Raw genomic sequence first — 22,145 nt, forward strand, 5'->3', positions numbered from 1 at the left:
AACATGTTCTAAAAAACATATTCCCCACGGGCATCCTCACAGGAGAAACCCCATGAGCCAGCGTATCACGCGCCACCGTTTACAGGTGGCAGGCGATTTAGACCGTTTCATAAATGAACAGGCGCTACCGGGCACAGGCATTGATGAACAAGCCTTTTGGGCCGGTGTTGATGCCCTGTTTCACGATTTGACCCCTAAAAACCGTCAATTACTCGAAGAGCGCGACACGCTACAAGAGAAGCTAGACGCATGGCACCGGGAAAACCCCGGCCCTGTCACTGATATGCCGGGCTACCGCCGCTTCTTAAAAGAAGTTGGCTACCTGGCTGAAGCACCGGCTAACGTCAAAGCGACCACCGCCAATGTTGACCGTGAAGTAGCCGTTCAAGCAGGCCCACAGCTGGTGGTGCCGGTCAGTAACGCACGCTATGCGCTGAATGCAGCTAACGCGCGCTGGGGCAGCCTTTACGATGCCCTGTACGGCACTGATGCCATTTCTGAAGATGACGGCGCGGAGAAAGGCACCAGCTTCAACCCGAAACGTGGTGCCAAAGTCATCGCCTACGCACGCGGTGTACTCGACCGTGCGGCGCCACTGGCGACTGGTTCGCACCGTGATGCGGTGAACTACGCCATTCGTGATGAGCACTTGGTGGTGACGCTGGAAGGTGGCCGTGAAACCGGTTTGAAAGATGCTGGCAAGCTGATTGGTTTTACTGGCGAAGCAGGCAAACCTGAGTCGATTCTGCTGGGCAACAACGGCCTGCACCTGGAAATCCAGATCGACCCCAGTGACTCTATCGGCAAAACCGACCCGGCAGGCGTTAAAGATGTAGTGGTGGAAGCTGCATTGACCGCCATCATGGATTGCGAAGACTCCGTTGCCGCGGTGGATTCAGAAGACAAGGTAGGCGTTTACAGGAACTGGCTCGGCCTGATGAAGGGCGATCTGGAAGAGAAGATCGAAAAAGGTGGCAAAACCTTTACCCGCAAGCTGAACGCTGACCGCACCTGGCAAACCACCGATGGCAGCAGCGTCACGCTACCCGGCCGTTCGCTGATGTTCGTGCGTAATGTGGGTCACTTAATGACCACACCGGCGATTTTGGATGAGAAAGGCAACGAGCTACCGGAAGGTATTCTTGATGCAGTGGTTACTTCGCTGCTGGCGCTGCACGACCTGAAGAAAGACGCCGACCAGCCACGCAACTCGCGCACTGGCTCCGTTTACATCGTCAAGCCGAAAATGCACGGCCCCAAAGAAGTGGCGTTTGCCAACGAGCTGTTCAGCCGCGTTGAAGACATTCTGGGCATGAGCCGCGATACCCTGAAAATGGGCATCATGGACGAAGAGCGCCGTACTACCGTCAATCTCAAGGCGTGTATCGCTGAGGCCGCTTCACGGGTGGCATTTATCAATACTGGCTTCCTTGACCGTACCGGCGACGAAATGCATACCGCCATGGAAGCGGGTCCCATGTTACGCAAGGGTGATATGAAAGGCGCCGCGTGGATTCAGGCCTATGAGAAGAGCAACGTACAAGTGGGTCTTGCCTGCGGTCTGCGTGGTCGTGCGCAAATCGGTAAAGGCATGTGGGCCATGCCTGACCTGATGCACAATATGCTGGAGCAGAAAATCGGCCACCCGAAAGCCGGTGCCAACACCGCTTGGGTGCCTTCACCGACGGCTGCTGCACTGCACGCGCTGCACTACCATCAGGTCAACGTCACCGACGTTCAGCGCGAGCTGGAAGCGTTGGGCGAGCCCGATTACCTTGATGACCTACTCACCGTGCCGGTAGCAGAAAACGCCAACTGGTCGGATGAAGAGAAGCAGCAGGAGCTGGATAACAACTGCCAGGGTATTCTCGGCTACGTAGTACGCTGGGTAGAGCACGGCGTGGGCTGTTCGAAAGTACCGGACATTCATAACGTCGGCCTGATGGAAGACCGTGCGACGCTGCGTATCTCCAGCCAGCACATTGCCAACTGGCTGCACCATGGCATTGTCGATGCGCCGCGGGTCGAAGAAACCCTTAAGCGTATGGCCAAGGTAGTCGACGAGCAGAACGCAGGCGACCCGACCTACACCGCTATGAGTGCGGACTTTGAAGCCTCTACCGCGTTCAAAGCTGCCTCCGACCTGATCTTCAAAGGTCGTGTACAGCCTTCTGGCTACACCGAGCCGCTACTCCACGAGTGGCGCCAGGTGCACAAAGCAAAACGTGCATAAGGTTAAGTAAGCCCACACGCTTACTTACATAGCCCCAAGGCTTGCGCCTTGGGGCTTTTTATTTAGGCTGATTGACGTTAACGTTAAAGAAAACGTGAGGAATAATAACAATGACCGTGATGACTGCTGAGCAGATTGAGCACTTTCTGGATGAAGTCTTTCCCCAGCGAATGGGCAAGATAGAGAGCGTGGGCGAGATGAGCGCCACAATGCGCTTAGCGATTGATAATGAACATCTTCGCCCTGGGCCGCGCGTTTCCGGACCTACGATGATGGGGTTTGCGGATGTGGCCATGTATGTCGCTATTTTGGCCCAGATTGGCCCTGAATCGATGGCAGTCACCAGCGATCTTAACTGCCACTTTCTGCGCGCGGCTTCCGGTGATCACGACATTATCGCCCACGCCAAGCTGATCAAACTCGGCCGCCGCCTAGCGGTGGGCGAAGTACAGATTTTTTCAGCCAGCGATGACACACGCCCCGTAGTGCATGTCACCGCCAGCTATGCGCTACCTGAAAAGTCTTAAGCGGCCGTTCTTCAAGGCGCCAGTGTCATGAACGGCTCATCCTGCTGGTCGCTAAACGCGTAGACGTTATAGGGCTCGTCCTGAGGACCAAGCATACCCGGCGTACCAATGGGCATACCGGCCAAACCAATACCATCGACGTCAGGCTGCTCTTCAAACAGCTTTGTAACCGCGTCCATCGGCACATGGCCCTCAATCCAGTACTCACCTATCTCGATGGTATGGCACGACCCTAAACCATAGGGGACACCCGCCTGTTGCTTGATATCACTCAGTTCAGCGTCATCCACGATAGTGACATCAATACCCAGCTCCTCAAGATGGCGTGCATAAGCATCGCAGCAACCGCACTGAGGGTTTTTGTACAAGGTCGCCTCGGCAGGCAGTGCCGCATGCGCCGAGGTCGCCCCGAGAACTAGAGCGCTAGATAGGAATAGTGAGGTGGTTAAGCGGCTCATAAATACCCTCCTGATTAAGAGCGAATAAAGAAACGTTGGTAAGCGACGCAACATCCAATTGAAAGTTTACAACCTGTGTGTCACCCCAAGGTCAAGCTAGCTCAACGCTCAGTGCTAGGGAGTTGATCGATCATGCGATCCAGCGTCATCGGGTACTCACGGATCCGGACACCGGTGGCATTGTAGATCGCGTTGCCAATCGCGGCGGCTACGCCGCAGATACCCAGCTCACCCACTCCTTTTGCTTTTAGAGGCGATGAAGCAGCATCGGTGGTATCTAAAAAGATGACCTCCTGCTCGGGAATATCCGCATGTACCGCCACTTCGTAGCCTGCCAGGTCGTGGTTGACGAAGAAGCCGCGCCCGGTATCCACGCTCATGCCCTCGGTCAAGGCAGCGCCTACGCCCATGGTCATGCCGCCAATTACCTGGCTGCGCGCCGTGATGGGGTTGAGGATGCGACCTGCATCGCACACGGCCAGCATGCGCCGCACGCGGGTTTCCCCGGTGTAGGCATTCACGGCCACCTCGACAAAGTGCGCACCGAAAGTACCGATCTCCAGCTCGTCCTTGAAGTCGCCAAAGTTGATCGAATCCTCAGCCACTATCTCTTCGCCATCGGCTATGTCGGCCAGCGCCAGATCTGTCTGTCCGGCGACCACACGGCCCTTTTCAAAGCGCGCCTCGTCAACGTTCAGGCGCTTGGCGATCTGCTCTTGAAGCGCCACACAGGCAGCATATACGCCAGCGGTGGCGCTTGTCGCACCAAACTGCCCACCTGAGCCGGAGGAGGTTGGGTAGGCGCTATTGCCAAGGCGCACTTCTACGTCCTGCATTTCCATGCCCATGGTTTCTGCCGCCGTTTGGGTCAGGATGGTGTAGGAGCCGGTACCGATATCGGTCATATCGGTTTCCACGATCAAGCGACCGTTCTGCAAGCGTACCCGTGCGCCCGAAGTCATGGTGGGCGCGCCGCGATAGGCACCAGCCATGCCGTGGCCAATCAGCCACTGGCCTTCGCGCCGACCGCCCGGTTGAAGGTTACGCTCAGCCCAGCCGAAGGTATCGGCGCCCTTACGCAGGCACTCCACAAAGTGGCGATCGCTGAAGGGTTTCGATGGCTCCTCGGGATTGACCTGGGTGTCGTTGAGAATCCTGAACGCCACGGGGTCCATGCCGAGCTTCTCCGCCATCTCGTCCATGGCGATCTCCAGCACCGCCAGCCCCGAGGCTTCGCCGGGCGCACGCATATCCGCCGATTCGGGCAGGCCCATATCGATCGGATGGTGCGCCACGCGACGATTTTCGCCCGCGTAGAAGCAGCGGGTCTGGTTGACCGCGTCTTCACCGCTGCCGCCGGGCAGCGTATGGGAAACGGCAGCATGGTCAAAAGCGGTAATCTTGCCATCTGACCCGGCCGCGATGCGCAGACGCTGAATGGTGCCGGACCGGTGCGTGGCGTTATTGAAGATCATCGGGCGCGGCAAGGCGACTTTGACTGGCCGCCCGGTCTCGCGCGAGCCAAGCGCCGCCAGCACCGCATCGGCGCGTAGCCACAGCTTGCCGCCAAAGCCGCCGCCCACGTAAGGGCTTTCCAGGCGGATCCTCTCGGCGTCGATATCGAAGGTGGTAGCGAGCGCCTGACGCGTCCACTCGATCATCTGGTTCGAGGTCCATACCGTCATCTGCTCACCATCGGACCAGTCAACAATCGAGGCGTGAGGCTCCATCATGGCGTGGCTTTGCGAGGCGGTGCGGTAGGTTTCATCCAGGGTAATCGACGCGGCATCAAATGCTGCATCCACATCGCCGACGTTGGCGATCGGCTCACCGGTGTTCTGCAGTCGGCTCCAAGCATCTTCAAGATCGAACACGCCCGGCGTCTCTTCGTAGCGAACCTCGATCAATGACGCCGCACCACGCGCCTGCTCCAGCGTATCAGCGACGACCACGGCGATGGCCTGGTGGTAGTGCTCAACGGTGGCGCCGCCGAACAGGTGGGCCACATTACTGTCGGCGCGCGCCAGCGGCTCAAGCTCCAGAGTTGTGATCACCGCCGCCACACCGGGTGCAGCACGGGCCGCCGAAGCGTCCATATGGGTAATTTTCCCCCGCGCAATCGTGGCGCCCACGGGGTAACCCACCAGTTGGTTGGCTGCCACGTCATGGCGCTCGTAAGCGTAGGGCGCGCGACCGGTTACCTTGAGCTGACCATCGATCCGCGCGTGGGGCTTGCCGATAATGCGGGCCTGATCGAACAGGTTATCTTCCGTTGATTGATTAAAATCCATGGGTCACTCCTGAGCCAGCAGCGCGGCGAGCGTTCGCTCTGCCAGGGTAAGCTTGTAGGCGTTCTCTTGCGTTGGGCGGGCACCGTCCAGTAAGCGGCCCATAACGGCAGAGGCTCCCTGGGGCAATAACGCATCGGCGTCATCACGGCGCCAGGGCTTGGGAGCCACACCGCCCAGGGCAACGCGCCCGGTTCCATCGGGGGCTTGAATCAGCGCAACGGACACCAGCGCAAAGGCGTAGGAGGCCCGGTCGCGCACTTTGTAATAAGCGTGGCGGCCCTCAACAGGGGGCGGCAGCAGCACGGCGGTGATCATTTCGCCTGCTTGCAGAGCGTTCTCCACCTCCGGCGTATCGCCGGGCAGTTGATAGAACTCATCCAGCGTCAGGCGGCGCGTTTCACCGGTTGACGTCACGGTTTCTACTTCGGCATCCAACACGCGAAGGGCAACGGCCATATCAGAAGGGTGCGTGGCAATACACGCATCGGACGTGCCGATAATGCCCAGTTGACGCGTGGTGGCGCCTTCGCTCAACGCCGCGCAGCCCGCCCCGGGCGTGCGTTTGTTGCAGGGCATGCCAGTGTCATAAAAGTAGCCACAGCGCGTGCGCTGGAGCAGGTTGCCGCCGGTGGTCGCCTTGTTACGCAACTGGCCGGAGGCGCCCGACACCAGCGCCCGGCTCAATACTGCGTAGTCCTTACGGACTCGGGTATCCGCCGAAAGTGCAGCGTTACTGACCAGTGCGCCAATCCGCAGGCCGCCCTCCTCCGTCGGGGTAATATCGTCGAGACCCGTGCCCCCTACATCGATCAGGTGCTTGGGAATTTCGATCTCATGCTTCATCAGGTCCAGCAGGTTAGTGCCGCCCGCAATAAACTTGGCGCCCGGCACTTCCGCCGCACGGGCTGCCGCCTGGGCCGGGTCGCTTACGCGTTCATAGGAAAAGGCTTTCATGAGCGCGCCTCCGCCACCTGGTTGATGGCCTTGAGAATGTTGGCGTAGGCGCCGCATCGGCAAAGGTTGCCCGACATCCGCTCGCGAATTTCCGCATCGCTGATCTCAATCGGCGCATTCAGATCTTTGGTAACATGGCTTGGCAGGCCCGCTTGAATCTCTTCAAGCACCGCCTTGGCCGAGCAGATCTGCCCCGGCGTGCAGTAGCCGCACTGAAAAGCATCATGTTCGACAAAGGCTTGCTGCATGGGATCAAGATGATCGACCTCAGCTACCCCTTCGATGGTCGAAATATCATCGCCTTCATGCATGACCGCAAGGGACAAGCAGGCGTTGATACGCTCGCCGTTCACCGACACCGTGCAGGCGCCACACTGGCCGTGGTCACAGCCTTTCTTGGTACCCGTAAGCTTAAGATGCTCTCGCAGGGCATCCAACAGCGTTGTGCGGTTATCCAGGGTTAACGTATGCCGTTCGCCATTGACGGTTAGTGAAAAGGTGCTGCTATCGGGGTTCACGGTCTTGGGGTGTCTTTCGACGTTATTAGAGGAGTTCATTGCTATATGCCTTCCTTGCGCGTTGCTTTCGCTTATTTAGTGCCATAAGGCCTTTAGCATAGACACTATTCATTCAGGCAGCCCAACTCTGTGTCCAAACCTTGTAAAACAAAACCTCTATCTGCGTCAGGTGCGCTACGCTATGACACGTCTATCCACGCAAGGCAGGCAATGGATGCCGCTTGCTCACTATTGGAAACGTTTGAAATGCAGCATTTGGACTTACAGGTAATAGATCAAGCGCTGACCTGGTCCCAGGAGGGTGAAACGGTCTGGCTGTGCACCGTGCTCGCCACGTTTGGCTCATCGCCCCGCGCGCCCGGCGCCTGGATGGCGGTGACCAGGGATGGCAGGCACCTGGGGTCGCTCTCCGGCGGCTGTGTGGAGGATGATTTCATCAAGCGCCTGGCCGAAGGGCAGTTTGAAACACCGGCGACCATTATACGCTACGGCGATGCAGAGGACGCTCAGGGCGGACATATCGCGCTGCCCTGCGGCGGCATTCTAGAGGTACTGGTTGAGCGCCTGCCGGCCACACCGGATATACGGGAGCACCTTGGCACGCTGAAAGCGACGCTTGAAGGCCACCGCCAGTTGATGCGCCATGTCGATATTCACGCTGGCACCCGACACTTTACCGACGACACCACACTGGGGCCGCGGGTGGTCTGGCCCAGTGAAGAGGGTGCGCCGAACCGGGTAACAATGCGGCTCGCGCCCGCACGGCGGCTGATCATTGCTGGCATTTCGCCCGTTTCCAGCGCCTGTGCCTCATTTGCCGCCACGTTAGGGTTTGAGGTCATTGTCTGCGACCCCGACGAAGCCGCCTGTCAGGCGTTTGATGTTCCAGGGGTAACAGTCATAGCGCAACTGCCTTCCCAGTACATTGCCGCCAACGGCTGCCACGGCGCCACGGCCATTGTGGCGCTCACCCATGATCCACGTATAGATGACCTGGCGATGATGGAAGCGGTGCGCACACCTGCGTTTTATATCGGCGTGATGGGCTCAAAGCGCACCTCTACTGCGCGCGCTGAGCGGCTGATTCGCTCAGGAGGGCTGACCGAAGAGCAAGTCGAGCGATTGCATATGCCGATTGGTCTAGCGCTAGGCAGCATGACCCCGGCGGAAATTGCCCTCGCTATCATGGCGGATATCGTCCGGGTCCAATACGGAAAAGCTACCAATGAGCTCTAGCAATGTCGTCGCCCTGGTGATGGCGGCTGGCTACTCGCGCCGATTTGGTGAGGATGACAAGCGCTGCGCGACCTTAACCGACGGACGCTCGCTGTTGGCAGCCTCTGTCGCGAATGCCGAGCAAGCCTTTCCTATACTGCGCGTGGCAATCCGCGAAGAGGATGATGCGGCCTCGCTCGGCCTTACAGAAAGCACGTCGTTGATTCGACTCCATCAGGCGCACCTTGGGTTGGGGGCAAGCCTCGCCGAGGCGGTGGCCGCGCTTAGCCGTGACGCTCGCCTGAATAGCGTCGAGGCAGTCGCGATTTTATTGGGCGATATGCCCTGGATTCAGCAGGAGACGCTGCTGTCGTTACAGCGGCTAGCCACTCGCGACACTATCGTGCGGCCCTGCCATGAAGGCAAGCCGGGGCATCCAGTTATATTTGGGCGTACGCTTTGGCCCGCGTTTACAACGCTAAACGGCCATACGGGGGCCAAAGAGATTATTCGCAACAACGCCGCATACTACCGTGAGTATCACGTGCAGGATGCGGGCACGATGATGGATATCGACGTGCCCGCTCACTTAGCGTCATCAAAACACACTACCCCTGACGGAGCGTAATGCGGGTTAGCTCTGAGGGCTTGCCGAGGCGTAAAGCAAACCCTGGCCATAAGCCTGTACCGTTATTGACGTAAAGCGTCATGTCTTGAATATTATAAACGCCTGAAACGAAACCATTGTTCGCGCTGGCAACCAGTCGATCGAAGCCTAGTATCATCCCACCATGAGTATGTCCGGAGAGCTGCAGATCTACACCAGCCGTGGCCGCAGCCACCGCATTGCGGGGCTGATGATCCAGCATAATAATCGGCGAGTCGCTCGGTGCCTCTGCTATCGCCTCCTCGACATTCGGCGCAGCAAAAGCATGCCTGGCGGCCGTAAAATCCGTCACTCCCGCAAGGACCAAGTTCGCCCCCTCGTTGTCGATCACAACATGTTGATTTGCCAATACCTGCATGCCGAGCGACTGGTAATACTCCATCCACTGCGGGTAACCAAAATAGTACTCATGATTACCCGGAATGGTATAGACACCGTCGGGCGCTGAAAGCGCTTGTAAAGGCGCCACATCTGCGCGACGCAAATCCAGGTCGCCATCGATCAGGTCGCCGGTGATGACGATTAAATTTGGCTCCAGCGCATTGGCCTGCGACACCACCGCTTCAACCCACGGGGCTTCAAACAGTCGGCTAATATGCAGATCGGTTAACTGCACAATTTCGTAGCCTTCAAACTGAGAGGGCAACCCTTGAATGGTAACCTCGATATCCTTCACCAGCGGCACCCGCGCTGCTTGGCTGACGGCGAAAGCAGCCACGCCTAACGCCAACGCGCCCATGCTGTAACGCAATGAAGAAGGAATGGCGACACGCCTTCTTTTTACCGCCATCAGCATCAGCGCTATCGCATCAACCACTAGCTGAAACACTGCTAGAAACAGCATCGTGCCGAAAACCCAATTGACGATCAGTACGATGGCTCTTGGCACCTCGGGAGAAAACATGGAGCCAAACGCCATCAAGGTAAGCCAATGATGCTGAGCTACCAGTAACAGCGCAACGCTGAGCAGACCTTTAAACCAGAGCGGCCATTTGAGTGGCACTAAATAGCGAAGAATAACAATCAGGCAGGGTATGGCGACGACAAAATGAAACATAGAGATGCTCATGAAAAGGAAGAAGCGCGGCGCATAGCCACGCGAATATTTGGCCTACAAAGGTGTTTACTGCTTGGCCATCAGTGCGACGACCGCAAGCGCCAGCCACCCGGCCATTAATAAAACGCCGCCAATAGGCGTCACAATGCCGAGGCTTAGCCCAGCCAAGGCCATTAAGTAGAGCGAGCCTGAAAAACACACAACCCCCAGTGCCCACAGCGCCAGCACCCAGCGCTGGCCCGCCAATGGTTGTACCCGGCGCAACACCAATACGATCATCATGGCAAGCGTGTGCCACGCCTGGTAACGCACGCCGGTTTCGACGGCACTCACCATGACCTCGGTTGTGCGTGCCGCCAAGCCGTGTGCCGCATAGGCGCCTAGCATGACCATCATGGCGCCTGAAATCGCCGCTATACACCACCACAATTTATCTGTTTGTTGCACACTGCTCTCCTGTCTCACTTTCATGCTCCCAACTTCGCTTCGCCCACCGCGCTGATTATACCCACGGCTTACCTTGCGCGCCGCTAAACCGCTACAATAGAGAACGAACTGCCATGACGAATGAGACGCGCCCTATTATGTCTATACAGATACGTCTAAACGGTGAACCGCATACACTGGCCACCGGCCTAACCGCCGCCGACCTAGTGGAACAGCTGGGTCTTAGTGGCCGTCGTATAGCCGTGGAAATTAACGAAGAGATTGTCCCCCGCAGCCAACACGCCGACACCCACTTGGCCGATGGCGACCACGTGGAAGTGGTTCACGCGATTGGCGGTGGCTAAAGGAAATACTATGACGCAATTAACGCATGAACCGCTCACTGATACGCCGCTAACCATTGCCGGACACGATTTTCGTTCGCGCCTGCTGGTGGGCACTGGCAAATACAAAGACTTTACCGAAACCGGCGCTGCCATTGCCCAGAGCGGTGCCGAGATCGTGACGTTTGCCGTACGCCGCACCAACTTGGGCCAGGACGCCGAGGCGCCCAATCTGCTGGACGTTATCTCGCCCGAGCGCTACACCCTGCTGCCCAATACCGCTGGTTGCTACAACGCGAAAGATGCCGTGCGCACCTGCCGGTTGGCCCGCGAACTGCTCGACGGCCACAACTTGGTCAAGCTGGAAGTGCTCGGCGACGATCACACGCTTTACCCCAATGTGGTCGAGACGTTAAAAGCCGCTGAAACGCTGCTCGCTGACGGTTTTGACGTCATGGTTTACACCAGCGACGACCCTATTGTGGCACGTGAACTAGAAGCCATGGGCTGTTGCGCCATCATGCCACTGGGCTCACTGATTGGCTCTGGCCACGGCATTCAAAACCCGCACAACGTGCGCTTGATTGTTGAGCAGAGCAACGTCCCGGTGCTGGTCGATGCGGGAATTGGCACGGCGTCGGATGCCGCCATGGCGATGGAGCTCGGCTGTGACGGCGTACTGTTGAACAGTGCCATTGCCCATGCTCGCGACCCGCTACGCATGGCCAACGCCATGAAACTAGCCGTGGAAGCCGGGCGCGACGCGTTTTTAGCCGGCCGCATGGCGCGTCGTCAATCCGCCGATCCATCTTCACCTTTTGCTGGCCGTATTAACGGTTAATTGATTCGAGACCCCATGACTGAACCTAATCCCCCAGCGCACCAAAGCAGCGCCGACGTCGACAGCAGTGCCACCACCGCCTCTGAAAGCCAGGACGCACCGCTGCACCGCCGCGGCATTAAAAGCTATGTCATCCGCGCGGGTCGCATGACCCAGGCACAAAACCGGGGCCTGGAAGATGTCTGGCCGCGCTTTGGCCTGACCATCGCTGACGGCCGCCAAGACCTGGATGCACTGTTTGGTCGCCAGGCTCCACGCGTGGTCGAAATTGGTTTTGGCATGGGCAACTCATTGATCGAGCAGGCCGAAACCCATCCGGATACCGACTTTATCGGTATCGAAGTGCACGCCCCTGGCGTTGGCAAACTATTAGATGAAGTGGATAAACGCGGCCTGACTAACCTGCGAGTTTACCGCGAAGATGCCCTGGCCGTGCTAGAGCAGTGCCTGCCGGAAGGCTCGCTAACCACGCTGCAGCTGTTCTTCCCTGACCCCTGGCCGAAGAAAAAGCATCACAAGCGGCGTATCGTGCAGCCAGCCTTTGTTGAGCTGATTCGCACTCGTCTGATGCCCGGCGGCACCTTCCATCTAGCTACGGACTGGGAAGCCTACGCGGAGTGGATGGCGGAAGTGATGGAGGCGGCCCCCGGTTATGCCAACACCGCAAGCGCAGAGACCGCCCCTTACGTGCCCCGCCCGGCCTTCCGCCCACTCACCAAATTTGAAGCCCGCGGCGAAAAACTCGGCCACGGCGTGTGGGATTTGATTTATCGGCGAGAGGGGTAACGCCTTACTCTTTAAGCGGTTCAATCGGCTCCCAATCTGAACGATTGGCCAGAAACTCAGGCCTGGGCCGATTACCGCAGTAAGGGTCATGAAGTGTGTTTTCAACGCTGTTGTAAACAAAGAACAGATTACTTCTCGGCCAGCAGGACATATTCGTGTTGGAGCCGTGCATGGTATTGCTTTCGAAAATCACCAGGGATCCGGCGGGCCCCTTGGGTGCTTCAATATCGTTCTCCAACATTAATTCACGCAGGCTGCTGGCTGGCGGCACTCCCACCTCTTGGCTTTTGAGTGACTCTTTGTAGTTATTCTCCGGCGTTCGCCCTACACAGGGAACAAAGTAGCGGTGCGAACCAGGAATCAACATCAGTGGCCCATTAAACTCACCGTTATCGGTGAGCACGATGGAACAGCTAAGCGCGCGCATGCGCGGCATGCCATCTTCGCTATGCCACGTCTCAAAGTCTGAGTGCCAATCAAACCCTTTGCCTTTGAACCCGGGCTTATAGTTGATTCGTGACTGATGGATATAGACATCGCTGCCCAGCAATTGCTTGACGATCGCCAACAGCTTGGGGTCCTGGGTCAGACGTTGGAAACGCTTGGACACTTCATGAATACCGAACACGGTGCGTATCTCTTCACGCCCTGGTTCAAGAATCGTGCCTTCTGAAAGCTTAAGATCGGCATCATCTTCGTACTCACGCAGCTCTTTAAGAAACACCTGCATATCATCGGCGTCAAAAAAACCTTCAAAGGAGAGAAATCCCTTTTTCTCATACTCCTCAATTTGCGACCTATTCAGCGGCCCATCAGCAAGCTGGGATTCATCGCCATATACCACGGGATCGATGCGTTCAAACATTCCCAATTTTCGCTCCAAGCGAGTAGGGAAAAGATCTTGGGTATCGTTCATGGTCAACTCCTCCATTAGCATGCGTTTAACAAGCGCTTTTAAGCATTACGTATAAAACGTAGACGCCAAAACGCACCTCAGCAATGCCCTTTGGAGGTCGCCGAAAAGACAACATCAGTAATGAGGATATTAGCAGGGTGTAGAAAAAAGAAAGCCGCTCCATTGGAGCGGCAAAAAAGACCGTGACTAGCAATGAGAGGGAGAAACCATGACAGTAAACTGGCGATAATTTGTACCGAGTAGCTGCCTTGGCTGCCAAGCGTCTCATCAAACGCTGACAATCACACTATAATCATTCTCATTTACCTCGTCAATACAAATACGAATATTTTTTATTTGCAGCTTTGAGTCTGCCTATCCATCAGCTTACCAATCGCAGCCAAAACGGTAGCGTCGCCATGGCCAGTAGGGTTTGTCCGGTGATAATGGCCGCCATCAGTTCAGCATCGCCGCCCAGTTGGCGGGCTAAAATATAGGCAGATGTAGCGGTGGGCAGCGCTGCAAACAGGAGCGCCACATCACGACTGACCGGGTCCAGTTGCAGCACCCAGGTTAATACCAAGACAAACGCGGGCATCAGCAACAGCTTAACGCTATTGGTAGCCAGCACGCCGCGGTCAATACGCAGCAACGCCGCTGGGCGCAGCGCTACCCCCACCGCTACCAGCCCCAGCGGCAACGCCGCACGCCCCAATAGCTCGACCGTGTCTTGGCTCCAACCAGGTAAACCGACACCGGAAAGGTTCAGGCCAATACCAATAAGGCAAGCAAGGATTAGCGGATTTTTAATCAGCGCCATTGCGCTTTTACCCACGCTAGCGCCGCCTAACGTGCCAGCAGCCACAAAGCTAGCCACGCACATCACGTTCACCACCGGTACCATTAGTGCCACCGCGACGGCTGCAGTGGTCGCTCCTAAGCTGCCGTGTAGCGCAGCGGCACCAGCAACGCCCACATAAGTATTAAAGCGTACCGCTCCTTGAAACACCGAGGTAAACGCAGCGGGTGTAAGCCGTAACCAGCCTCGTAAACGCCAAAGCAGTATGCCAAACAACGCCATTGCGCCCAGCAATACCAGTGCTAGGCGGCCTACCGGCACTTGGCTCACATCGGCCGTTGCCAACGTTCCCACCAGCATGGCGGGGAACAGTACAAAATAGATCAGCCGCTCCATCTGCGGCCAGAAAGTATCGCTAGGCCAACGCCAATAGCCGAGCATGGCGCCCAGTAAAATCAATAAAAACAGGGGGCCTAAAGCGCCAGTGATACTCTCCATTTGCGTCCCTTTTGCCTGCGACATCCCAGCACAGCGATATCGGCTCGATTACTGTTACCATGGCGAAACACCCGCCTCACGGCTTGCGTAGCGATTATTCTGCCATGAAGATGATATCAAAACCTGCACACCCGGCAGGCTTTCCTGCTTTAAGGGTACTGATACTGGTCACTGGTATAGCGCTGGCTGCCTGTGCCTGGTATGCCTTTGCCCATTGGTTGCACCGCGATAGCGATGTGACCTGGTTCCCCCCCGCTGCAAGCTGCGACTTGCATACAGCGCCTTGTTCCGCCACGTTAGGCGATAAAGGCCGCATCACCCTCCATGTTCAAGCGAGCGGGCGGATTGATGCATTAGAGGTATTACCACTGGAAGTTGAGGTTGACGGCGTTACGGCCACTCAGGTTGACGTTGATTTTGTTGGCCGTGATATGGACTTAGGACTGCACCGTTTTGCCCTCAGTGCAGGTGCACCCGGCCATTTTCAAGGACAAGGCCAAGTGGGGGTTTGTACCCAAACCGTTATGCCCTGGCGAGCGCGTGTCATACTGGACACTGCAGAAGGTAAAGTGGGTAGCTGGTTCGATTTTGACGTTATTCGGAGTTAACGCACATGGCACGTAAACCGTTATGGCTGGGCGCTGGTGTCGCCGCTGTATTAATTGTGGTTAGTGGCATCGGTCTCTATCACTACGCTTTCGCCCCCAAAGATGGCGAACCTGTAGGTGGCCCTGTGGAAATGCCTTCGACCCAGGGTGATTTTTCGCTGACCCAGCTGGATGACGACCAGCTAGCCATTTTGTCGTTTGGTTACACGTTCTGCCCCGACATATGCCCGATGACCCAGTCGGTCAAACGCCAAGCCTTGGCTCAACTCTCTGAGGAGCAGCGCGAGCGGGTGGTGCCGGTGATGATTACCGTTGACCCCGAACGCGACACCATAGAGCGCATGCAGGAGTACATGAGCTTTTTCGGCGAGGAGTTCATTGGTGCGGTAGGTAGTCAGGAGCAGCTTGAAGATGTTGCGTCGCGCTATGGCGTGATATGGCGAAAAGTCGAAGCGCCGGATTCCGCAATGGCGTATACCATTGATCACAGCGCCTCGCTTTTTTTAGTCAATCGCGAAGGCGAGATATTGCAGCGAGTGCTCTATTCGCCAACTCCCCATGGGTTAGTCTCGGCATTAGAGAGCGAACTGGGCAGTTAGTCGACTTTACTCTGGCGAGGCGTTTTCGGGAGCAGTTTGCAAGCGATCCAACATCGCCATCAGCGCACCAATCTGGGTGCCGCTACGGGTATCGTGCTGAGGGCTTAACTGCCAAGTGCTTTCGGCAAATCCCCACCAGTCCCAGCAGCCTTGCGGGTTCGCCATACTGCTTTCCGCCTGAGGATAAAGCACAATTTGCTGATGCGCTGACGCCCAGGCGTTTAACCCAGTGTAACGCACAAACGTTTCACCAATCGCCTCTGCGTTCATTTGGCAGCCGTGCAGCGCCAACGTTACCGGGCAGTTACCCGCTTCACAGCCTTCCGGTATAAACACATAGCCTGTGTCGGCTAGTCCTTTTACCGCAAATTCCGACTGATCAAACGCGGCTAACTCGCCACCCAGTTTGCCGTTCGCCTCAGAGGCTTCACGTTCGGGATAAAGCCAGTTCAACATATCACCAGCGATATCTTCATCGCAGGCTAATACATAACTACCGCCCCCTTGGCGACAATCGCCCCACTCTTGGGGGCCGGGCGATACATCATCAGGTAAGCGTACCGGCCAGCCATGCCCGGCATTTTCGCTACGCGCAACGCGCAGTTGACTTGGCGAGGCAAGCCATTGCGTCCACTGCTCGGCAAGGAGATCGCCCAGCAGCGGTTCAACGACGTCATCTTCTTCGCCGTGCCAAAAGTAGGCCCGCAGCTGGCTAAGGCGCTCTGTGCTTCCGACCTGTTCAAGCGCTATATAGCGATCATAGCGGCTCGCCAGCTCGTCTAATGATGGCGCGCCGCGGCGCGTCATCATGCACTGGTTAAGCGCCAAACTCAGCGAGCCTTGTGCACAACTCCAAGGCCCCGCCGCCAGTACGCCCAGGCCACTAAACCGTTCTGGCCAAGCGACCGCTAGCTGGGTTGCCATATAGCCGCCTGACGAAACCCCCACCACGCTTGCCTGCTCGCTAACGGCACCCAGGGCGGGTAATGCCTCGGGCTCAACCTCCGGCTCGGCCTGTGCCAACAACGGGATACCAAGGCTCAGGCAGACCAGAGCGTATGCAAGTGGGCGAAGCATGGAAGGGGCGGCTGAAGTCATTGCTTATTCGACGCCTAACAATTCAACGCGGAAGGTCAGCACTTCATTGGGTCCAATCGGCCCTTGACCATTTTCGCCGTAAGCAATATCAGCGGGAATATATAGCATCCAGCTATCGCCAACGCTCATCATCTGCAGCGCTTCCTGCCAACCTTCGATCACTTGGTTGGTTTGGAAACTGACTGATTCACCGCGCTCAAAGGAGCTATCGAATACAGTGCCGTCTAACAGCATGCCTTCGTAGTTCACTTCAACAGTGTCTTCAGGGCCAGGTGTTGCGCCATCGCCCGACTCAAGCACTTCATACTGAAGGCCAGAATCCGTCACGGTCACTTCTTCACGTTCAGCGTTTTCGGCCAGGAAAGCTTCGCCTTCTTCGAGATTCGTTTGCGCTATCTCTTCAGCTTCGGCTTCACGTGCTTGCATTGATTGCTCTTGGAAGGCCATCAATGCTTCGGTCATCTCTTCTTCACTAAGCGCTAAGTCATTACCTTCAAACACGTCACTCATGCCGTCATGAAACGCATCTAAGTCGAGGTCTTCGATATCGGCCTGCATGCTTTCGCCCAAGGTGACACCCAGGCTGTAAGCCAAACGCTGTTCATCGGTTTCGGGCGCTGCCGCTGCAAAAGGGGCGACCAAAAGCAAACCTGTCAGAGCCGTTGTAGAGAGCAGTAGTTTCATGAAAGATCCTTTTATCTTTTATATAGCGGCGCCGAACGCCTATCTGTGTCACTTAAAGATTAACACCCACCGCCCCAAGCTGCATCTTTGGGGCGGTGGGTGTTAATAAGACCATAAAGCAAGCAAGAGGTTTAACGAATTTAGACGACCAACGTAGGACAGTGAGCGGCGCCAGCAACCCGCTGAGACACACTGCCCAGCAGCGGATTCTTTTCGCCGTTGGTGCCCTGGGCGCCAATCACGATCAGATCGCACTCTCGCTTACGGGCGAAACGCACGATAATACGCGAGGGGCGCCCACCTTTTACAAAGGCACGCACGCGGGAGTCATCAGCGCCCAGCTCAATAGCATGCGCCTTCGCATGTACGGCAATCTCGGTGGCGTACTCTTTTAACGCATCGTCAGGAATATCCAACTGATTGGGCCGCACCATGGAAAGCGAGGCTTCCAGCAGGCTGTGGTGTTTAAACACGCACAGCAGATAAAGCTCGGCGCCCGTTAGCATCTGTAAGCCTACCGCCTTCTCCAGCGCCCTTAAGGCGCCTTTTGAGCCATCCACCGGGACTAATATGCGATTAAACATTCGCGTACTCCTTGTGGCTGTTTAGCGGAAGGCAACATCGCGCAGGAACAGCGCAATTTGCGGGAACATGATCAATAAGGCGGCCGCTAAAATCAGCATGAAAATAAACGGCGGTGTGCCTTTTATGACATCCCAGTAAGGGCGTTTGAAAATCGCAATCGCAGTAAAGATATCGCACCCAAAGGGCGGTGTTGCCGACCCTATCGCCACCTGCAGCGTAATCAAAATACCCACCAGCACAGGGTCGAGTCCGGTGGCTTCAATCGCCGGTGTAAAGATCGGCGTTAGCACCAGGATGACGACGATGGGGTCAACGAACATACAGGCGACGAAAAAGGCGATACAAATGGCAATCAACACGCCCGTGGGGCCTGCTTCATTGATCCCCACTGCCTCCAGAATCATTTGCGGGATCTGGGCAAAAGAGATAATCCACGAGAAGCCATTACCCACTGCCACCAAAATAAACACCACAGCGGTGATTAAACCGGTGGATTTGGCAATGGCGTAAATGTCGTTCATTTTGAGCGAGCGGAAGACCACAAACTCAAGCAAGATGGCATACAGCACACAGGCGGCGGCGGCTTCGGTCGGGCTAAAAATACCGCCATAGATACCACCAACAATAATCACCGGAAAGCCGAGCGGCCATAACGCTTGTTGTACTGCTTTTGCGCGCTCTTTCCAGCTCGATTTTGGTTCTGTGGGTACATCTTTAACAATGGCGTAGATAATGCAGTAAGCCGAGAACATACATAGGATCATCAAGCCTGGACCAATCCCGGCGATAAATAGCTCACCGATAGAAGTACCCGAAATAACCCCGTAGATAATCATGCCGATACTAGGCGGAATCAGAAAAGCAATATCGCTGGCATTAATGATCAGCGCCAGCGTAAACGAGTCTGAGTAGCCCGCTTTAAGCATTTTCGGGCGCAATGGTGAACCAACGGCCACCACGGTCGCTTGCGTTGACCCGGACACGGCGCCAAACAGTGTGCAAGAGGCCGCCGTGCTCACCGCTAAGCCACCTTTAATATGGCCGATAAACGACATCACCATATCAATTAAGCGATTAGCGGACTGCCCGCGAGTCATAATATCGGCAGCAAGAATAAACATTGGCACAGCAATGAGTGAGGCTGGGCGTATACCCGCCATCATCTGCTGGATCAGTGTATCCATCTGGCCGAAGCCGTTAAACATCATGAAGAAGCCAATTATCGCAGCGGTAATCAGCGGAATCATCATTGGAAAGCCCAGCAGCAGCAGGGCAATCATGGTAGTAACCATTATTGTCGTCATAGCTGTTCCCCTAGGGTGCAGTGTCCCGCGTTAGACTTCAGTTTCCGTGTCTTTGTAACCATCCACCACGCCCGTCGAGAGATACACATCGTGGGAAGTAAAGTTTTTAACAGCGGTCAATAAGTATTGAATCCCAGTGACCAAAAAGCCCAGCGGTACCCATAGGTAAATGATCCATACCGGTAAGCCCAGGGAGGGCAGCACGCGCCCTTTGCTATACAGGTCAACAATATAAATAATTGAATAATAAAGAAGGAAAAACATTACCAGCGATGTGAATAGTGCAATACCAATCATCAGCACTTTGCGGCCACCCACCGGCAATGCATCATAAATAGCCGACATACGAATATGGCGGCCATGTCGGGCGGCATAACCAATCCCGGCAAAGGTGATCATGATGATCAAAATTCGGTTTAATTCACCGGAAAACATAATGCTGTTGCCAAACACGAAACGGGCAACCACGTTGGTGACCGTATTCAGCGCCATTAGCAAAACGCCCATCGCCAGGATTACGGCTTCCATTTTGCTAATTGCAGTGTCGATCACACCTAAAACCCCCGGCAAACCGGAGCGATAACTCTTTTCCATCTCTTCATCGGTCATGGCCGGACTCCTTTCTAACGGCTTTAACGGCATCAGTTCAGTGCCGTTAGCACAATTAACACAGCGTTATTCCAGACCTACCTATTGCAAACCTGCCCGCGTTATTCAGCAAGGAATCACTACTAGCGTAACGGTATGCCGCCGCTAGTGATTCAACGCTAGATATACGTAACCCAGCGTAATGATGCTAAATTCCAAACCGAAAACCCATAGCTTACCGCGGCAGCATAAAAAAGGGGCAGCCTTTGCTGCCCCTCGGGTAAATCATCCAACATGCAAATGCGGCTTAAGGATGATTACTCGTTGCTTACGGCTTCCAAATCGGCTTTGAACTGCTCAAGCAACTCTTCGCCTTTGTCGCCGGTCATTTCCAAGAAGGCTTCTTCAACCTGTGGAGCACGGTCACGGAAGGCTTGAATCTGCTCTTCATCCAGACGCGTTACAGTCACTTCATCAGACGCTTCCTGAATCTTCGCTAACGACTCTTCAGCCAAGCCTTGGATATGCTCGATGGTGTGGTCATAAGCTGCTTGTGAAGCTTCATCAACCAGTGTTTGGTCTTCTTCAGACAGGCCTTCATAGAAGTCCTGGTTAGCCATCATCGCGGTGGTGAACCAGCCATGGCCAGTGAAGGTCAGGTGCGGAGACACCTCATACAAACCACCGGACTCGATCCAGAAAATCGGGTTCTCTTGTCCATCGATGATGCCGGTCTGTAGGCCACCATAGACTTCACCCCACGGTAGCGGCGTAGGCGTCGCACCAAAGGCGTCGTAGGTTTCCGATAGCAGCGGGTTGGTCATGGTACGGATTTTTTTATTATCCATATCTTCCGGCGAGCTGATCGGCTCGTCGGTCGTTATGACCATTTCACCTTCTGGATACATCTTCAGTAGCTCAAGGCCTTGCTCGGCATAAAGCTCTGGAAACATCTCGTTGATTGCTTCGCTTTCTTCGAAGAACGTTAGTACGGTCTCTTCGTCGGTCGGCAGCAGGTAAGGAATGAAGAAAATTTGCGCTTCAGGAATCAGCGCACCGGTAAAGCCGGGCGACTGGTTCACAAACTGCAGAATACCGTTCTGAGTCTGCTCCATAATATCGTCAGACTCACCCAGCTCACCAAAGCGGTAAACCTGAACCGTGTGATCGGAGTTCTCTTCGATATGCTCTTTAAAAGCATAGGCAAAGACATCCTGTACGTCGCCTTCGTACTCTTCATGAGCATAACGCCAGTTATCCGCTTGCGCGACAGCTGTCATGCCCATCAACAGTGCACCCACGCTTGCTGTTGTCACTAATTTGGTGGTTACAGAACGATTAAATACGGGTTTGCTTGCCTTCATACGGTGTTCCCCTTGCAGTGATAAGCGCGCTACTCAAGTGCGCAAAAACCTAGGTCAGTTTTGCATTTCTAAACACGACACTGTCATTTACGACACTGTTATTCGCTAATTGGTGTTCACTAACAAACACTGAAGTACTGTTCTTAAAGGTGTGCTAGCGAGCGAATAACGCTAGGTATTTCAAAATCAGCTTAAATTCAGGCTAGCGCGCTCCTTGATGAGGGTCAAGCTGGCAAGTAAGCATTTGTAGCGCCTCACACAGTGCCGACGTGGTATTTAAGCTACTCTCCGAGTGGGTGTTAGCTTTACTAAAAAGCAGCTGATTTCGCAGCCATTTAGCCGAATCTTGCGGCATTTCGACGATATTCATTACACGCTGCTCATCAGCATGCGCTTCTAAAACCCATTCTTGCCAACGTTGAAGGTTCTCACGCTCGGCCATTAGTTCCGCCTGCTTAATGGTTTCGCGCAGCGCTGCCACAGAGTCACTAGACGCTGCCGAGGCTTTTAAATCGCGACGTAAACCACGCAAAACTGCCGTGACACTGCTCTGCCATTGGCGACGCTGCTCGCGCTGGCGAGCGACCGCGCAGGGGACCGCTTCTAAATCGCACGAGTAGAGCCAGCAATGAAATAGTAGCTCACAAACATCCAGCTCACCCTCCTCTTGCAGCGTCAGGCAAGCAGCCTCAACACCCGGCTTGGCGTAAAGCGCCAGCGCAAATTCCCATAACGGTGCCTGCTGTAGGCGCTGCAATCGGGTAGAATCAAGCGCAATAGAATTTTGCATCGTATGACCCACTTTT

The 22,145-nt window shown here is 55.6% G+C and carries 24 protein-coding genes; 9 read left to right on the forward strand and 15 right to left on the reverse strand.

Translation table 11 applies throughout. The annotated features are described in order from the left end of the window. Positions 1–52: 52 nt before the first annotated feature. Together ACWI0H_RS20370 and ACWI0H_RS20375 are read left to right on the forward strand one after the other, a co-directional pair. Positions 53–2,233 (forward strand): malate synthase G, encoded by a 2,181-nt coding sequence (locus ACWI0H_RS20370; protein ID WP_485874383.1) that lies wholly within the window; start codon positions 53–55, stop codon positions 2,231–2,233. 110 nt (positions 2,234–2,343) lie between these two features. Continuing rightward, a complete protein-coding gene (locus tag ACWI0H_RS20375) occupies positions 2,344–2,760 on the forward strand; it encodes a PaaI family thioesterase (protein ID WP_485874384.1) in 417 nt (138 codons plus the stop codon). 11 nt (positions 2,761–2,771) lie between these two features. Here ACWI0H_RS20375 and ACWI0H_RS20380 read toward each other — a convergent pair whose 3' ends face one another. The 4 genes from ACWI0H_RS20380 to ACWI0H_RS20395 all read right to left on the reverse strand — a co-directional run bounded on the left by ACWI0H_RS20380 (position 2,772) and on the right by ACWI0H_RS20395 (position 7,020). After that, on the reverse strand, positions 2,772–3,218 hold the full coding sequence (locus ACWI0H_RS20380; RefSeq protein ID WP_485874385.1) for a DUF411 domain-containing protein: 447 nt from the start codon (positions 3,216–3,218) through the stop codon (positions 2,772–2,774). Positions 3,219–3,319: 101 nt separating this feature from the next. Further along, the gene (gene paoC, locus ACWI0H_RS20385) at positions 3,320–5,509 is read right to left on the reverse strand and encodes an aldehyde oxidoreductase molybdenum-binding subunit PaoC (protein ID WP_485874386.1); all 2,190 of its coding nucleotides are present in this window, start codon (positions 5,507–5,509) and stop codon (positions 3,320–3,322) included. A gap of 3 nt (positions 5,510–5,512) precedes the next feature. After that, positions 5,513–6,463 carry an FAD binding domain-containing protein gene (locus tag ACWI0H_RS20390; protein ID WP_485874387.1) on the reverse strand — a complete coding sequence of 317 codons (951 nt, stop codon included), beginning with the start codon at positions 6,461–6,463 and terminating at the stop codon, positions 5,513–5,515. After that, on the reverse strand, positions 6,460–7,020 hold the full coding sequence (locus ACWI0H_RS20395) for a 2Fe-2S iron-sulfur cluster-binding protein (protein ID WP_485874388.1): 561 nt from the start codon (positions 7,018–7,020) through the stop codon (positions 6,460–6,462). Before ACWI0H_RS20395 ends, ACWI0H_RS20390 begins: the two co-directional genes overlap by 4 nt. Before the next feature lie 207 nt (positions 7,021–7,227). On the opposite strand from ACWI0H_RS20395, the gene ACWI0H_RS20400 reads away from it, so the two are divergent. Together ACWI0H_RS20400 and ACWI0H_RS20405 are read left to right on the forward strand one after the other, a co-directional pair. Further along, the gene (locus ACWI0H_RS20400) at positions 7,228–8,217 is read left to right on the forward strand and encodes an XdhC family protein (protein ID WP_101146934.1); all 990 of its coding nucleotides are present in this window, start codon (positions 7,228–7,230) and stop codon (positions 8,215–8,217) included. Then, the gene (locus ACWI0H_RS20405; RefSeq protein WP_485874389.1) at positions 8,207–8,824 is read left to right on the forward strand and encodes a nucleotidyltransferase family protein; all 618 of its coding nucleotides are present in this window, start codon (positions 8,207–8,209) and stop codon (positions 8,822–8,824) included. The genes ACWI0H_RS20400 and ACWI0H_RS20405 overlap by 11 nt, the downstream gene beginning before the upstream one ends. Here the strand turns inward: ACWI0H_RS20405 and ACWI0H_RS20410 are convergent. Beyond that, positions 8,805–9,920, reverse strand: coding sequence for a metallophosphoesterase (locus ACWI0H_RS20410; protein ID WP_485874390.1), 1,116 nt, complete (start codon positions 9,918–9,920; stop codon positions 8,805–8,807). The two genes, ACWI0H_RS20405 and ACWI0H_RS20410, sit on opposite strands and share 20 nt — an antisense overlap. 66 nt (positions 9,921–9,986) lie before the next feature. Beyond that, entirely contained in the window at positions 9,987–10,367 is a 381-nt protein-coding gene (locus ACWI0H_RS20415) for a DUF423 domain-containing protein (RefSeq protein ID WP_485874391.1), read from the reverse strand. A 137-nt stretch (positions 10,368–10,504) separates the two neighbouring features. Between ACWI0H_RS20415 and thiS the strand changes: the two genes are divergently transcribed. Genes thiS through trmB form a run of 3 tightly spaced genes read left to right on the forward strand, consistent with a single transcriptional unit; the run spans position 10,505 to position 12,317 of the window. Next, positions 10,505–10,711, forward strand: coding sequence for a sulfur carrier protein ThiS (thiS, locus tag ACWI0H_RS20420; RefSeq protein ID WP_101146935.1), 207 nt, complete (start codon positions 10,505–10,507; stop codon positions 10,709–10,711). Positions 10,712–10,721: 10 nt separating this feature from the next. After that, entirely contained in the window at positions 10,722–11,531 is an 810-nt protein-coding gene (locus ACWI0H_RS20425; protein WP_485874392.1) for a thiazole synthase, read from the forward strand. A gap of 15 nt (positions 11,532–11,546) precedes the next feature. Next, positions 11,547–12,317, forward strand: coding sequence for a tRNA (guanosine(46)-N7)-methyltransferase TrmB (gene trmB / locus ACWI0H_RS20430; protein WP_485874393.1), 771 nt, complete (start codon positions 11,547–11,549; stop codon positions 12,315–12,317). A 4-nt stretch (positions 12,318–12,321) separates the two neighbouring features. Here the strand turns inward: trmB and thpD are convergent, their stop codons facing one another. Together thpD and ACWI0H_RS20440 are read right to left on the reverse strand one after the other, a co-directional pair. Next, positions 12,322–13,233 (reverse strand): ectoine hydroxylase, encoded by a 912-nt coding sequence (thpD, locus tag ACWI0H_RS20435; protein ID WP_336273452.1) that lies wholly within the window; start codon positions 13,231–13,233, stop codon positions 12,322–12,324. A gap of 361 nt (positions 13,234–13,594) precedes the next feature. Beyond that, complete coding sequence (locus tag ACWI0H_RS20440) at positions 13,595–14,509, reverse strand: AEC family transporter (RefSeq protein ID WP_101146886.1); 915 nt, start codon at positions 14,507–14,509, stop codon at positions 13,595–13,597. A 104-nt stretch (positions 14,510–14,613) separates the two neighbouring features. On the opposite strand from ACWI0H_RS20440, the gene ACWI0H_RS20445 reads away from it, so the two are divergent. Further along, positions 14,614–15,117 (forward strand): hypothetical protein, encoded by a 504-nt coding sequence (locus ACWI0H_RS20445; protein ID WP_485874394.1) that lies wholly within the window; start codon positions 14,614–14,616, stop codon positions 15,115–15,117. Positions 15,118–15,122: 5 nt separating this feature from the next. After that, positions 15,123–15,716: an SCO family protein gene (locus ACWI0H_RS20450; RefSeq protein WP_485874395.1), complete on the forward strand. Its 594-nt coding sequence runs from the start codon at positions 15,123–15,125 to the stop codon at positions 15,714–15,716. 6 nt (positions 15,717–15,722) lie between these two features. Here ACWI0H_RS20450 and ACWI0H_RS20455 read toward each other — a convergent pair whose 3' ends face one another. From ACWI0H_RS20455 to ACWI0H_RS20485, 7 genes are all read right to left on the reverse strand, one after another. Further along, positions 15,723–16,814, reverse strand: a complete 1,092-nt coding sequence (locus tag ACWI0H_RS20455; protein WP_485874396.1) for an alpha/beta fold hydrolase — start codon at positions 16,812–16,814, stop codon at positions 15,723–15,725. A 3-nt stretch (positions 16,815–16,817) separates the two neighbouring features. Beyond that, positions 16,818–17,498 (reverse strand): BamJ family beta-barrel-assembly machinery protein, encoded by a 681-nt coding sequence (gene bamJ, locus ACWI0H_RS20460; protein ID WP_176303036.1) that lies wholly within the window; start codon positions 17,496–17,498, stop codon positions 16,818–16,820. 140 nt (positions 17,499–17,638) lie between these two features. Continuing rightward, entirely contained in the window at positions 17,639–18,082 is a 444-nt protein-coding gene (locus ACWI0H_RS20465) for a universal stress protein (RefSeq protein ID WP_008956527.1), read from the reverse strand. 21 nt (positions 18,083–18,103) lie between these two features. Continuing rightward, entirely contained in the window at positions 18,104–19,387 is a 1,284-nt protein-coding gene (locus ACWI0H_RS20470) for a TRAP transporter large permease (protein ID WP_101146890.1), read from the reverse strand. A 30-nt stretch (positions 19,388–19,417) separates the two neighbouring features. Further along, entirely contained in the window at positions 19,418–19,996 is a 579-nt protein-coding gene (locus ACWI0H_RS20475; protein WP_485874397.1) for a TRAP transporter small permease, read from the reverse strand. A 296-nt stretch (positions 19,997–20,292) separates the two neighbouring features. Further along, on the reverse strand, positions 20,293–21,339 hold the full coding sequence (locus ACWI0H_RS20480) for a TRAP transporter substrate-binding protein (RefSeq protein ID WP_008956524.1): 1,047 nt from the start codon (positions 21,337–21,339) through the stop codon (positions 20,293–20,295). A 202-nt stretch (positions 21,340–21,541) separates the two neighbouring features. Beyond that, entirely contained in the window at positions 21,542–22,129 is a 588-nt protein-coding gene (locus tag ACWI0H_RS20485) for a TIGR02444 family protein (RefSeq protein WP_485874398.1), read from the reverse strand. Between the last annotated feature and the right edge of the window lie 16 nt (positions 22,130–22,145).

The sequence above is a fragment of the Halomonas sp. NYA30 genome (assembly GCF_976980765.1).